At 69.7% G+C, this 12240-nt stretch carries 11 protein-coding genes; all 11 read right to left on the bottom strand.

Annotated elements, in window-relative coordinates; all coding sequences use genetic code 11:
* Genes nuoL through OG247_RS25420 form a run of 11 tightly spaced genes read right to left on the bottom strand, consistent with a single transcriptional unit; the run spans position 1 to position 12227 of the window.
* Entirely contained in the window at positions 1–1896 is a 1896-nt protein-coding gene (gene nuoL, locus OG247_RS25470) for an NADH-quinone oxidoreductase subunit L (protein ID WP_327254430.1), read from the bottom strand.
* A gap of 9 nt (positions 1897–1905) precedes the next feature.
* A complete protein-coding gene (gene nuoK, locus OG247_RS25465; RefSeq protein WP_112449176.1) occupies positions 1906–2205 on the bottom strand; it encodes an NADH-quinone oxidoreductase subunit NuoK in 300 nt (99 codons plus the stop codon).
* Positions 2202–3038, bottom strand: a complete 837-nt coding sequence (locus OG247_RS25460; protein WP_327254429.1) for an NADH-quinone oxidoreductase subunit J — start codon at positions 3036–3038, stop codon at positions 2202–2204. The genes nuoK and OG247_RS25460 overlap by 4 nt, the downstream gene beginning before the upstream one ends.
* Complete coding sequence (gene nuoI / locus OG247_RS25455; RefSeq protein ID WP_327254428.1) at positions 3035–3646, bottom strand: NADH-quinone oxidoreductase subunit NuoI; 612 nt, start codon at positions 3644–3646, stop codon at positions 3035–3037. Before nuoI ends, OG247_RS25460 begins: the two co-directional genes overlap by 4 nt.
* Positions 3639–5009, bottom strand: coding sequence for an NADH-quinone oxidoreductase subunit NuoH (gene nuoH / locus OG247_RS25450; protein WP_250740939.1), 1371 nt, complete (start codon positions 5007–5009; stop codon positions 3639–3641). Before nuoH ends, nuoI begins: the two co-directional genes overlap by 8 nt.
* Positions 5006–7513: an NADH-quinone oxidoreductase subunit G gene (locus OG247_RS25445; RefSeq protein ID WP_327254427.1), complete on the bottom strand. Its 2508-nt coding sequence runs from the start codon at positions 7511–7513 to the stop codon at positions 5006–5008. The genes nuoH and OG247_RS25445 overlap by 4 nt, the downstream gene beginning before the upstream one ends.
* Positions 7510–8877 (bottom strand): NADH-quinone oxidoreductase subunit NuoF, encoded by a 1368-nt coding sequence (nuoF, locus tag OG247_RS25440; protein WP_327254426.1) that lies wholly within the window; start codon positions 8875–8877, stop codon positions 7510–7512. Before nuoF ends, OG247_RS25445 begins: the two co-directional genes overlap by 4 nt.
* The gene (gene nuoE / locus OG247_RS25435; protein ID WP_327254425.1) at positions 8877–9614 is read right to left on the bottom strand and encodes an NADH-quinone oxidoreductase subunit NuoE; all 738 of its coding nucleotides are present in this window, start codon (positions 9612–9614) and stop codon (positions 8877–8879) included. The genes nuoF and nuoE overlap by 1 nt, the downstream gene beginning before the upstream one ends.
* Positions 9611–10936, bottom strand: a complete 1326-nt coding sequence (locus OG247_RS25430) for an NADH-quinone oxidoreductase subunit D (protein WP_327254424.1) — start codon at positions 10934–10936, stop codon at positions 9611–9613. The genes nuoE and OG247_RS25430 overlap by 4 nt, the downstream gene beginning before the upstream one ends.
* Positions 10936–11676 carry an NADH-quinone oxidoreductase subunit C gene (locus OG247_RS25425; RefSeq protein WP_327254423.1) on the bottom strand — a complete coding sequence of 247 codons (741 nt, stop codon included), beginning with the start codon at positions 11674–11676 and terminating at the stop codon, positions 10936–10938. The genes OG247_RS25430 and OG247_RS25425 overlap by 1 nt, the downstream gene beginning before the upstream one ends.
* Positions 11673–12227 carry a NuoB/complex I 20 kDa subunit family protein gene (locus OG247_RS25420; RefSeq protein WP_327254422.1) on the bottom strand — a complete coding sequence of 185 codons (555 nt, stop codon included), beginning with the start codon at positions 12225–12227 and terminating at the stop codon, positions 11673–11675. Before OG247_RS25420 ends, OG247_RS25425 begins: the two co-directional genes overlap by 4 nt.
* Between the last annotated feature and the right edge of the window lie 13 nt (positions 12228–12240).

The raw sequence follows: 12240 nt of genomic DNA, 5'->3' as shown, positions 1-12240 counted from the left end.
TCACACCGCCCTCATCAGCAGGGTCGCGGCGATCAGGATCGCCGTGCCCCCGAACATCGAGACCGCGTAGCTGCGGGCGTAGCCGTTCTGCAGCTTGCGCAGCCGGCCCGACAGTCCGCCGACTCCGGCGGCCGTCCCGTTGACCACGCCGTCGACCAGACTGTGGTCGACGTAGACGAGGGAGCGGGTCAGGTGCTCCCCGCCGCGGACCAGGACCACGTGGTTGAAGTCGTCCTGGTAGAGGTCCCGTCGGGCCGCCCGGGTGAGGAGCGAGCCGCGCGGGGCGATGACCGGGACGGGCTTCCTGCCGTACATCACCCAGGCGATGGCGACGCCGATGACGAGGACGACCATGGTCGCCAGCGTCACCGTCAGCGCGCTGATCGGCGGGTGTCCGTGCTGGTGTCCGGTGACGGGCTCCAGCCAGTGCAGGAAGCGGTCGCCGATCCCGAAGAACCCGCCCGCGAAGACCGAGCCGAAGGCCAGGATGATCATCGGGATGGTCATGGACTTCGGGGACTCGTGCGGGTGGGGGGCGTGACCCTCCGCATCCGGCTGCCAGCGCTTCTCGCCGAAGAAGGTGAGGAGCATGACGCGGGTCATGTAGAAGGCGGTGATCGCCGCGCCCAGCAGGGTCACCCCGCCGAGGATCCAGCCCTGGGTGCCGCCCTTCGCGAAGGCGGCCTCGATGATCATGTCCTTGGAGAAGAAGCCCGACAGGCCCGGGAAGCCGATGATGGCGAGGTAGCCGAGGCCGAAGGTGATGAAGGTGACCGGCATGTACTTCCGCAGGCCGCCGTACTTGCGCATGTCGACCTCGTCGTTCATCCCGTGCATCACGGAACCGGCGCCGAGGAAGAGGCCCGCCTTGAAGAACCCGTGCGTGACCAGGTGCATGATCGCGAACACGTACCCGATGGGGCCGAGGCCGGCCGCCAGGATCATGTAGCCGATCTGCGACATCGTCGAACCCGCGAGGGCCTTCTTGATGTCGTCCTTCGCGCAACCGACGATCGCACCGAAGAGGAGCGTGACGGCGCCGACCACGACGACCGCGGTCTGCGCGTCCGGAGCCCCGTTGAAGATGGCGCCCGAGCGGACGATCAGGTAGACGCCGGCCGTGACCATGGTCGCCGCGTGGATGAGGGCCGAGACCGGGGTCGGGCCCTCCATCGCGTCGCCGAGCCAGGACTGCAGCGGCACCTGGGCCGACTTGCCGCAGGCGGCGAGCAGCAGCATCAGGGCGATCGCCGTCAACTTGCCCTCGCCGGCCTCGGACACCGAGCCGAGGACCGGGCCGAAGGCGAAGGTCCCGAAGGTGGTGAACATCAGCATGATGGCGATCGAAAGGCCCATGTCGCCGACCCGGTTGACCAGGAAGGCCTTCTTCGCGGCGGTGGCGGCGCTGGGCTTGTGCTGCCAGAAGCCGATGAGGAGGTACGAGGCGAGGCCCACGCCCTCCCAGCCGACGTACAGCAGGAGGTAGTTGTCGGCGATGACCAGGAGCAGCATCGCGGCGACGAAGAGGTTGAGGTAGCCGAAGAAGCGGCGGCGGCGCTCGTCGTGCTCCATGTACCCGATGGAGTACACGTGGATGAGCGTGCCCACCCCGGAGATCAGCAGGACGAAGGTCATCGACAGCTGGTCGAGCTGGAAGCCGACGTCGGCCTGGAAGCCCTCCACCGGGATCCAGCTGAACAGCCGCTGGTGGAAGGTCCGGTCCTCGGCGGTCTTGCCGAGCATGTCGGCGAAGAGGGTGAGGCCGATGCCGAAGGAGACGGCGGCGAGCAGGGTGCCGATCCAGTGGCCGGTCTTGTCGAGACGGCGGCCGCCGCAGAGCAGCACCACCGCTCCGAGCAGGGGCGCTGCTACCAGCAGCGCGATCATGTTCTCCACAGCGACCCCTTACAGCTTCATCAGGCTGGCGTCGTCGACCGAGGCCGAGTGGCGGGTACGGAACAGCGACACGATGATCGCGAGGCCCACCACGACCTCGGCGGCGGCGACGACCATCGTGAAGAACGCGATGATCTGGCCGTCGAGGTTGCCGTGCATCCGGGAGAAGGTCACGAAGGCGAGGTTGCAGGCGTTGAGCATGAGCTCGACGCACATGAACAGCACGATCGCGTTCTTCCGGATCAGTACTCCGGCCGCCCCGATGGTGAACAGCAGCGCGGACAGGTACAGATAGTTGACCGGGTTCACTTCGAGGCCTCCTCACGGGCGTCGTGGCCGAGGGCGTCGCGGCCGAGCCGCTCGGACGACCGCTGCTCCAGGGCCTTCAGGTCGTCCAGGGCCTTGCCGGAGACGTCCCTGATCTGGCCGCGGGCGCGCAGCGTCTGGTTGACGGTGAGCTCGGAGGGGGTGCCGTCCGGCAGCAGGCCCGCGACGTCCACGGCGTTGTGCCGGGCGTAGACGCCGGGTGCGGGCAGCGGCGGGAGCTGGATGCCCTCGCGTACGCGGCGCTCGGCGAGCTCGCGCTGGGTGGCGGCCCGCTCGGTGCGCTCGCGGTGGGTGAGCACCATCGCGCCGACGGCTGCCGTGATCAGCAGGGCGCCGGTGATCTCGAAGGCGAACACGTACTTGGTGAAGATCAGCGTGGCCAGGCCCTCGACGTGCCCGCCGGAGTTGATCCGGCCGAGTCCGTTGAAGTGGGTGAGCCGGGCGTTGGCGATGCCGGTGATCAGCAGGATGCCGAAGCCGAGGCCGCACAGGACGGCCAGCCAGCGCTGTCCCTTGATGGTCTCGGTCAGCGAGTCCGCGGCGGTGACGCCGACGAGCATGACGACGAAGAGGAAGAGCATCATGATCGCGCCGGTGTAGACGACGACCTGGACGATGCCGAGGAAGTACGCCCCGTTGGCGAGGTAGAAGACCGCCAGGATGATCATCGTCCCGGCCAGGCTCAGCGCGCTGTGCACGGACTTCTTCATCAGGATCGTGGCCAGCGCGCCGATGACGGCGATCGTGCCGAGGATCCAGAACTGGGCCGCCTCACCGGTGGAGGTGAGGGTGGCGGCCGCGGCGAGGGCGCTCATGCGCCCACCCCCTCGGAGCTGTTGTCCGCGACCTCGCCCTTGGAGACGGCCACCTGACGGACCGTGCCGGGAGCCGCCCCGGTCACCAGCCCGCGGTAGTAGTCCGTGTCATCGGTGCCGGGGAAGATCGAGTGCGGTGCCTCGACCATGCCCTCGGTCAGCCCGGAGAGCAGCTGCTCCTTGGTGTAGATGAGCGCTTCGCGGCTGGAGTCGGCCAGTTCGAACTCGTTCGTCATGGTCAGCGCCCTGGTGGGGCACGCCTCGACGCACAGCCCGCACAGGATGCAGCGGGCGTAGTTGATCTGGTAGACCCGGCCGTACCGCTCACCGGGGGAGTAGCGCTCCTCCTCGGTGTTGTCCGCGCCCTCGACGTAGATCGCGTCGGCGGGACAGGCCCAGGCGCACAGCTCGCACCCGATGCACTTCTCCAGGCCGTCCGGGTGGCGGTTGAGCTGGTGCCGCCCGTGGAAGCGGGGTGCCGTGGTCTTTTCCTGCTCCGGGTACTGCTCGGTGAGGCGCTTCTTGAACATGGCCTTGAAGGTCACGCCGAAGCCGGCCACCGGGTTCTGCCACTTCTCGCCCTGCTCGGCGTCAGACTTGTCAGACATTTTCAGCACCCTCCTCTCGGTCACTGTCAGTATTCGCCGCGCCACTGACAATGAGCTCCCGCTCACTGCGGGGCCGCCTGCGCGGTACGGGTGCCAGGTGCTGGCCGGGCTTGGGCGGTACGGGGAACCCGCCCGCCAGGGGGTCGAAGGGTTCGGCGGCCGCGGCCAGTTCGGCGTCCGCGAGGGCCGTCTTCTCCTTCTTGTCGCGGAACAGGTCCGCGACGAAGGACAGCAGCAGGAGCGCGATGACCCCGCCGCCGACGTAGAGCACGATCTCCTGGAAGTCGTAGTTCTCGTTGCGCAGCGCCCGGACGGTGGCGACCAGCATCAGCCACACCACGGAGACCGGGATCAGCACCTTCCAGCCGAGCTTCATCAGCTGGTCGTAGCGCACGCGTGGGAGCGTGCCGCGGAGCCAGATGAAGAAGAACAGCAGCAGCTGGACCTTCAGGACGAACCAGAGCATCGGCCACCAGCCGTGGTTCGCGCCCTCCCAGTACGTGGAGATCGGCGCCGGGGCCCGCCAGCCACCCAGGAAGAGGGTGACGGAGACCGCGGAGACGGTGACCATGTTGACGTACTCGGCGAGCATGAACAGGGCGAACTTGATGGAGGAGTACTCGGTGTTGAAGCCGCCGACCAGGTCGCCCTCGGACTCCGGCATGTCGAAGGGGGCGCGGTTCGTCTCGCCGACCATCGTGATGACGTAGATGATGAAGGAGACCGGCAGCAGGATGATGTACCAGCGGTCGGCCTGGGCTTCGACGATCGCCGAGGTCGACATCGACCCGGAGTAGAGGAAGACCGAGGCGAAGGCCGCGCCCATCGCGATCTCGTACGAGATCATCTGCGCGCAGGAGCGCAGGCCGCCGAGCAGCGGGTAGGTGGAGCCCGAGGACCAGCCCGCGAGGACGATGCCGTAGATGCCGACCGAGGCCACCGCGAGGATGTAGAGCATCGCGATGGGCAGGTCGGTCAGCTGCATCGTGGTGCGCTGGCCGAAGATGGAGACCTCGTTGCCCGAGGGGCCGAAGGGGATCACCGCGATGGCCATGAAGGCCGGGATCGCCGCGATGATCGGTGCCAGGACGTAGACGACCTTGTCGGCCCGCTTGACGATCAGGTCTTCCTTGAGCATCAGCTTCACGCCGTCGGCGAGCGACTGGAGCATGCCCCAGGGGCCGTGCCGGTTGGGGCCGATGCGCAGCTGCATCCAGGCGACGACCTTGCGCTCCCACACGATGGAGAAGAGCACGGTCACCATCAGGAAGGCGAAGCAGAACACCGCCTTGATGACGACGAGCCACCAGACGTCCCTGCCGAACAGGGAGAGGTCTTCGGCGGCGATCTGAACGGTGTTCACGCGCCCACCTCCGCAGGGGAGTCGCTGGTGTCGGCGGGGGTGGCCGGGCCGATGCGGACCAGGGCCCCCGGGCGGGCTCCGGTGTCGGCGAGGACCCCGGAGCCGGTGGAGTTCATCGGGAGCCAGACCACCCGGTCCGGCATCTCGGTGACGCGCAGCGGCAGTTCCACGGAGCCGGCGGGGCCGGTCACCGCGAGGATGTCGCCGTTCTTGACGCCGGTCTCGGCGGCCGTGGCGGCCGACAGGCGGGCGCTGGCCTCGTGCCGGGTTCCGGCCAGGGCCTCGTCGCCGTCCTGCAGGAGCCCCTGGTCGAGGAGGAGCCGGTGGCCGGCGAGGACGGCCTCGCCCGTGCCGGGACGGGGCAGCAGCTCCCTGTCTCCGGACTGTCCGGCGGCGCGCTCCCCGGCCCACGGGCCGAGCCGGTCGATCTCCTGCCGTACGGCGTGTACGTCGGGCAGCGCGATCGGCCGGTCGGCCGCGTCGGCCAGCATGTGCAGCACGCGGGAGTCGGCGGGGGCGAGCCGGCGGGTCATCTGCTCGGGCTTGAGCGCGGCCTCGAACGGCCGGACCCTGCCCTCCCAGTTGATGAACGCGCCCGGCTTCTCGGCGACGGCCGCGACGGGGAAGACCACGTCCGCGTGGTCGGTGACCTCGCTGGGCCGCAGTTCCAGGGAGACCACGAAGGCCTCCTGGAGCGCGATCCTGGCGCGGGCCGGGTCCGGCAGGTCGGCGAGCTCCACGCCCGCGACCAGCAGGGCGGACAGTTCGCGTCCGGCAGCGGCCTCGACGATCTGGCCGGTGTCGCGGCCGTAGCGGTGCGGCAGCTCGTCCAGGCCCCAGGCGGCGGCGACCTCGTCGCGGGCCCGCGGGTCGGTGGCGGGGCGGGCGCCCGGCAGCAGGGACGGCAGCGCGCCCGCCTCGACGGCGGCCCGCTCTCCGGCCCGGCGCGGGATCCACACCAGGGTGGCGCCGGTGGCGTCCGCGACCCGTACGGCCGCGGTCAGCGCGCCGGGCACGCCCGCGAGGCGCTCCCCCACGACGATGACCGCGCCGGGCAGGCGCAGCGCGTCGGAGGCGGCCTGGCCGCCGTCCTCCAGGCCGGTGTCGGAGGCCAGGGCGTTCAGCCACTCGGGCTCGGTGCCGGGGGCGGCGGCCAGCAGGGTGCCGCCCGCCTTCTCCAGGCCGCGCGTGGCGAACGGGGCGAGGGCGAAGGTCCGCTGCTTGTGCTTGCGGTGGGCCTTGCGCAGCCGCAGGAAGACTCCGGGGGCTTCCTCCTCGGCCTCGATGCCGACGAGGAGCACGGCCGGGGCCGCCTCCAGCGAGGTGTTGGTGACACCGTGCCCGTCGAGGTCCTTGCCGGTGCCGGCCACGGTGGCGGCCAGGAACTCGGTCTCCTCCGCGCTGTGCACCCGGGCCCGGAAGTCGATGTCGTTGGTGTCGAGCACGACCCGGGCGAACTTGGCGTACGCGTAGGCGTCCTCGACGGTGAGGCGTCCGCCGGTGAGGACTCCGGCCCGGCCGCGCGCGGCGGCCAGCCCGGTGGCCGCGGCCTCCAGGGCCTCGGGCCAGCTCGCCGGGGCCAGGACCCCGTCGGTGCCGCGGACCAGCGGGGTGGTGAGCCGGTCGGGGCGCTGCGCGTAGCGGAACCCGAAGCGGCCCTTGTCGCAGATCCACTCCTCGTTGACCTCGGGGTCCTCCGCGGCCATCCGGCGCAGCACCTTGCCGCGGCGGTGGTCGGTGCGCGTCGCGCAGCCGCCCGCGCAGTGCTCGCACACGCTCGGGGAGGAGACGAGGTCGAAGGGGCGGGAGCGGAACCGGTAGGCGGCCGAGGTGAGGGCGCCGACCGGGCAGATCTGGATGGTGTTGCCGGAGAAGTACGACTCGAAGGGGTCGTCCTCGCCGGTGCCGACCTGCTGGAGCGCGCCGCGCTCCAGGAGTTCGATCATCGGGTCGCCGGCGATCTCGTTGGAGAAGCGGGTGCAGCGCGCGCACAGCACGCACCGCTCGCGGTCCAGCAGCACCTGCGTGGAGATCGGGACCGGCTTCTCGTAGGTGCGCTTCTTGCCCTCGAACCGCGATTCGGCGTTGCCGTGGGACATCGCCTGGTTCTGCAGCGGGCATTCGCCGCCCTTGTCGCAGACGGGGCAGTCCAGCGGGTGGTTGATGAGCAGCAGCTCCATCACCCCGCGCTGGGCCTTGTCGGCGACCGGGGAGGTCAGCTGGGTCTTGACGACCATGCCGTCGGTGCAGGTGATGGTGCAGGAGGCCATCGGCTTGCGCTGGCCCTCGACCTCGACGATGCACTGGCGGCAGGCGCCGGCCGGGGAGAGGAGGGGGTGGTCGCAGAACCGGGGGATCTCGATGCCGAGCTGTTCGGCGGCCCGGATGACCAGGGTTCCCTTGGGCACCGACAGTTCGATGCCGTCGATGGTCAGGGAGATCTGGTCCACCGGAGGAACCGCGGCCTCTCCGCCGCCGGAGGCTGCCGTAGTGGTCACGGTCATGCGGTCACCTCCGTGTCGGCCCAGAGGGTCGACTTCTTGGGGTCGAAGGGGCAGCCCTTGCCCGTGATGTGCTGCTCGTACTCCGCGCGGAAGTACTTGAGCGAGGAGAAGATGGGGCTGGCGGCGCCGTCACCGAGCGCGCAGAACGACTTGCCGTTGATGTTGTCGGCGATGTCGTTCAGCTTGTCGAGGTCGGACATGACCCCCTTGCCCGCTTCGATGTCGCGGAGCAACTGGACCAGCCAGTACGTGCCTTCGCGGCAGGGCGTGCACTTGCCGCAGGACTCGTGGGCGTAGAACTCGGTCCAGCGGGTCACCGCCCGCACCACGCAGGTCGTCTCGTCGAAGCACTGCAGGGCCTTGGTGCCGAGCATGGAGCCGGCCGCGCCGACGCCCTCGTAGTCCAGCGGGACGTCGAGGTGCTCCTCGGTGAACATCGGGGTGGAGGAGCCGCCCGGGGTCCAGAACTTCAGCCGGTGCCCGGGGCGCATGCCGCCGCTCATGTCGAGGAGCTGGCGCAGGGTGATGCCGAGCGGGGCCTCGTACTGGCCGGGGCCGACGACGTGCCCGGAGAGCGAGTACAGGGTGAAGCCGGGGGACTTCTCGGTCCCCATCGACTTGAACCAGTCCTTGCCCCTGTTCAGGATCGCGGGAACCGAGGCGATGGACTCCACGTTGTTCACCACGGTGGGGCAGGCGTAGAGGCCTTCGACCGCGGGGAAGGGGGGACGCAGCCGGGGCTGGCCGCGGCGGCCTTCGAGGGAGTCCAGGAGGGCCGTTTCCTCGCCGCAGATGTAGGCGCCCGCGCCCGCGTGCACGGTGATGTCGAGCTTCAGCCCGCTCCCGAGGCCGCTCTTGTCACGATGTTCAGCCTCGCCGAGGTACCCGGCCTCGTACGCCTCGCGCACCGCCTCGTGCAGGCGCCGCAGGACCGGCACGGTCTCGCCGCGCAGGTAGATGAAGGCGTGCTCCGAGCGGATCGCGTAGCAGGCGATGATCATTCCCTCGATGAGGGAGTGCGGGTTGGCGAAGAGGAGGGGGATGTCCTTGCAGGTGCCCGGCTCCGACTCGTCCGCGTTCACGACGAGGTAGTGCGGCTTGCCGTCGCCCTGCGGGATGAACTGCCACTTCATTCCGGTGGGGAAGCCCGCGCCGCCGCGCCCGCGCAGGCCCGAGTCCTTCACGTAGGCGATGAGCTCGTCCGGACTCATGGCGAGTGCCTTGCGCAGACCCTCGTAGCCGCCGTGCCTCTTGTAGGTCTCCAGCGTCCACGACCGCGGCTCGTCCCAGAACGCCGACAGGACGGGCGCGAGGAGCTTCTCCGGACTCGTTCCGTTCTTACTCAGTTCGGTGGACACGGTCATCACTCCCCTCCCTCGATGGTGGCCTCGCCGCGCGGGTGCACGATCGGGGTGTGCGGGGCTTCGCCGCGCGCGATGCGCAGGCCGATCAGCGACGCGTGACCGGCGCCGCCGCTGGCCTCGACCGCGCCCTCGCGCTCGTCGGGGAAGCCCGCCAGGATCCGCGCGGTCTCCTTGTACGAGCACAGCGGCGCGCCCCGGGTCGGCTCGACGGTGCGGCCGGCCAGCAGGTCGTCCACCATGGCCTTGGCGGACTCGGGGGTCTGGTTGTCGAAGAACTCCCAGTTGACCATCACCACGGGGGCGTAGTCGCAGGCCGCGTTGCACTCGATGTGCTCGAGGGTGACCTTGCCGTCGGGGGTGGTCTCGTTGTTGCCGACCCCGAGGTGCTCCTTGAGCTCCTCGAAGATGGCGTCGCCGCCCATGACCGCGCACAGGGTGTTCGTGCAGACGCCGACCTGGTAGTCCCCGGAGGGCTTGCGCCGGTACATCGTGTAGAAGGTCGCCACGGCCGTGACCTCGGCGGTCGTCAGCCCCAGCACGTCGGCGCAGAACCGGATGCCGGTGCGCGAGACGTAGCCCTCCTCGGACTGGATGAGGTGGAGCAGCGGCAGCAGCGCGGAACGGCTGTCGGGGTAGCGGGCGATGACCTCGGCGGCGTCGGCGGCGAGCCGCTCGCGCACCTCGGCCGGGTAGTCCGGGGCCGGCAGCCGGGGCATGCCCAGCGAGATGTCGGTCATCGGTCGACGCCTCCCATCACGGGGTCGATGGAGGCGACGGCCACGATGACGTCGGCGATCTGGCCGCCCTCGCACATCGCCGCCATGGCCTGCAGGTTGGTGAAGGACGGGTCGCGGAAGTGGACCCGGTAGGGGCGGGTGCCGCCGTCGGAGACGAGGTGCACGCCGAGCTCGCCCTTGGGCGACTCCACGGCCGCGTAGGCCTGGCCGGCCGGTACCCGGAAGCCCTCGGTCACCAGCTTGAAGTGGTGGATGAGGGACTCCATGGAGGTGCCCATGATCTGCTTGATGTGGTCGAGCGAGTTGCCGAGGCCGTCGGGGCCCATGGCGAGCTGCGCCGGCCAGGCGATCTTCTTGTCGGCGACCATGACGGGGCCCGGCTCCAGCCGGTCCAGGCACTGCTCGACGATCCGCAGGGACTGGCGCATCTCCTCCAGGCGGATCAGGAACCGCCCGTAGGAGTCGCAGGACTCGGTGGTCGGTACGTCGAACTCGTAGTTCTCGTAGCCGCAGTACGGGTCCGTCTTGCGCAGGTCGTGCGGGAGGCCTGCGGAGCGCAGGACCGGGCCGGTGGCGCCGAGCGCCATGCAGCCGGTGAGGTCGAGGTAGCCGACGTCCTGCATGCGGGCCTTGAAGATGGGGTTGCCGGTGGCGAGCTTGTCGTACTCCGGCAGGTTCTTCTTCATGGTCTTCACGAAATCGCGGAGCTGGTCCACGGCGCCCGGGGGCAGGTCCTGCGCGAGGCCGCCGGGGCGGATGAACGCGTGGTTCATGCGCAGGCCGGTGATCAGCTCGAACACGTCGAGGATCAGCTCGCGGTCGCGGAACCCGTAGATCATGATCGTGGTCGCGCCCAGCTCCATGCCGCCGGTGGCGATGCACACCAGGTGGGAGGAGAGCCGGTTGAGCTCCATCAGCAGGACGCGGATGGCGGTGGCGCGGTCCGGGATCTGATCGGTGATGCCGAGCAGCTTCTCGACGCCCAGGCAGTACGCCGTCTCGTTGAAGAACGGCGTCAGGTAGTCCATGCGCGTGACGAAGGTGGTGCCCTGCGTCCAGTTCCGGTACTCGAGGTTCTTCTCGATGCCTGTGTGGAGGTAGCCGATGCCGCAGCGGGCCTCGGTGACCGTCTCGCCGTCGATCTCCAGGATCAGGCGGAGCACTCCGTGGGTGGAGGGGTGCTGGGGGCCCATGTTGACGACGATCCGCTCGTCGTCGGCGCGGGCCGCCGACTGGACGATCTCGTCCCAGTCGCCGCCGGTGACGGTGTAGACGGTGCCCTCGGTGGTTTCCCTGGCGGAGGCGTGATTCGAAGTGGACATCAGCTGTACGACCTCCGCTGGTCAGGAGCCGGGATCTGGGCGCCCTTGTACTCGATGGCGATGCCGCCGAGCGGGTAGTCCTTGCGCTGCGGGAAGCCCTGCCAGTCGTCCGGCATCATGATCCGGGTGAGGGCCGGGTGCCCGTCGAAGACCAGGCCGAAGAAGTCGTACGTCTCGCGCTCGTGCCAGTCGTTCGTCGGGTAGACGGAGACGATCGAGGGGACGTGCGGGTCGGCGTCCGGAGCGGTGACCTCCAGCCGCACGATCCGGCCGTGGGTGAGCGAGCGCAGGTGGTAGACGGCGTGCAGCTCGCGGCCCTTGTCGTCCGGGAAGTGCACCCCGCTGACCCCGGTGCAGAGCTCGAAGCGCAGGGCCGGGTCGTCGCGCAGGGTCCTGGCGACGAGGAGGAGGTGCTCGCGCGCGATGTGGAGGGTCAGCTCCGCCCGGTCGACGACGACCTTCTCGATCGCGTTCTCCGGGACCAGGTCCTGCTCCTCCAGGGCGCCTTCCAGCTCGTCGACGACCTCGTCGAAGTACGAACCGTACGGGCGGGCGCTCGCGCCGGGCAGGGCCACGGTGCGCACGAGGCCGCCGTAGCCGCTGGTGTCGCCGCCGTCGTTGGCGCCGAACATGCCCTTGCGGACGCCGATCACCTCGGGGCCGGCCGCGCCCCGGGGCGCGGGCACGTTGTCGCCGTTGCCGGCTTGGGGGCCGTTCTGCACGGCCGGGTCCTCGCTCACCGCAGGAGCCCCTTCATCTCAATGGTGGGGAGCGCCTTGAGGGCCGCCTCCTCCGCCTCGCGGGCCGCCTCTTCCCGGTTCACGCCGAGCTTGCCGCCCTGGATCTTCTGGTGGAGCTTGAGGATCGCGTCGAGCAGCATCTCGGGGCGGGGCGGGCAGCCGGGCAGGTAGATGTCCACGGGCACGATGTGGTCGACGCCCTGGACGATCGCGTAGTTGTTGAACATTCCGCCCGAAGACGCACAAACACCCATGGAGATGACCCACTTGGGATCGGGCATCTGGTCGTACACCTGCCGCAGCACCGGCGCCATCTTCTGGCTGACCCGGCCCGCCACGATCATCAGGTCGGCCTGGCGCGGGGATCCGCGGAAGACCTCCATGCCGAAGCGGGCCAGGTCGTACCGGCCCGCTCCGGTGGTCATCATCTCGATGGCGCAGCAGGCCAGGCCGAAGGTGGCCGGGAAGACGGACGCCTTGCGCACCCATCCCGCGGCCTGTTCGACGGTGGTCAGCAGAAAGCCGCTCGGCAGCTTCTCTTCCAGTCCCATGGAAATTCAGCCC

Origin of the sequence: Streptomyces sp. NBC_01244, from assembly GCF_035987325.1 — a bacterium.
Classification (GTDB): Bacteria; Actinomycetota; Actinomycetes; order Streptomycetales; family Streptomycetaceae; genus Streptomyces.
The sequence above is the reverse complement of the archived record's forward strand: the minus strand, read 5'-3'. Positions and strand labels throughout refer to the sequence as shown.

Coding starts and splice junctions, on each gene's coding strand:
- nuoI (WP_327254428.1), bottom strand. CDS start 3,646: ATGTCTGACAAGTCTGACGCCGAGCAGGGCGAGAAGTGGCAGAACCCG.
- OG247_RS25460 (WP_327254429.1), bottom strand. CDS start 3,038: ATGAGCGCCCTCGCCGCGGCCGCCACCCTCACCTCCACCGGTGAGGCG.
- nuoF (WP_327254426.1), bottom strand. CDS start 8,877: ATGACCGTGTCCACCGAACTGAGTAAGAACGGAACGAGTCCGGAGAAG.
- OG247_RS25430 (WP_327254424.1), bottom strand. CDS start 10,936: ATGTCCACTTCGAATCACGCCTCCGCCAGGGAAACCACCGAGGGCACC.
- OG247_RS25420 (WP_327254422.1), bottom strand. CDS start 12,227: ATGGGACTGGAAGAGAAGCTGCCGAGCGGCTTTCTGCTGACCACCGTC.
- nuoE (WP_327254425.1), bottom strand. CDS start 9,614: ATGACCGACATCTCGCTGGGCATGCCCCGGCTGCCGGCCCCGGACTAC.
- OG247_RS25445 (WP_327254427.1), bottom strand. CDS start 7,513: ATGACCGTGACCACTACGGCAGCCTCCGGCGGCGGAGAGGCCGCGGTT.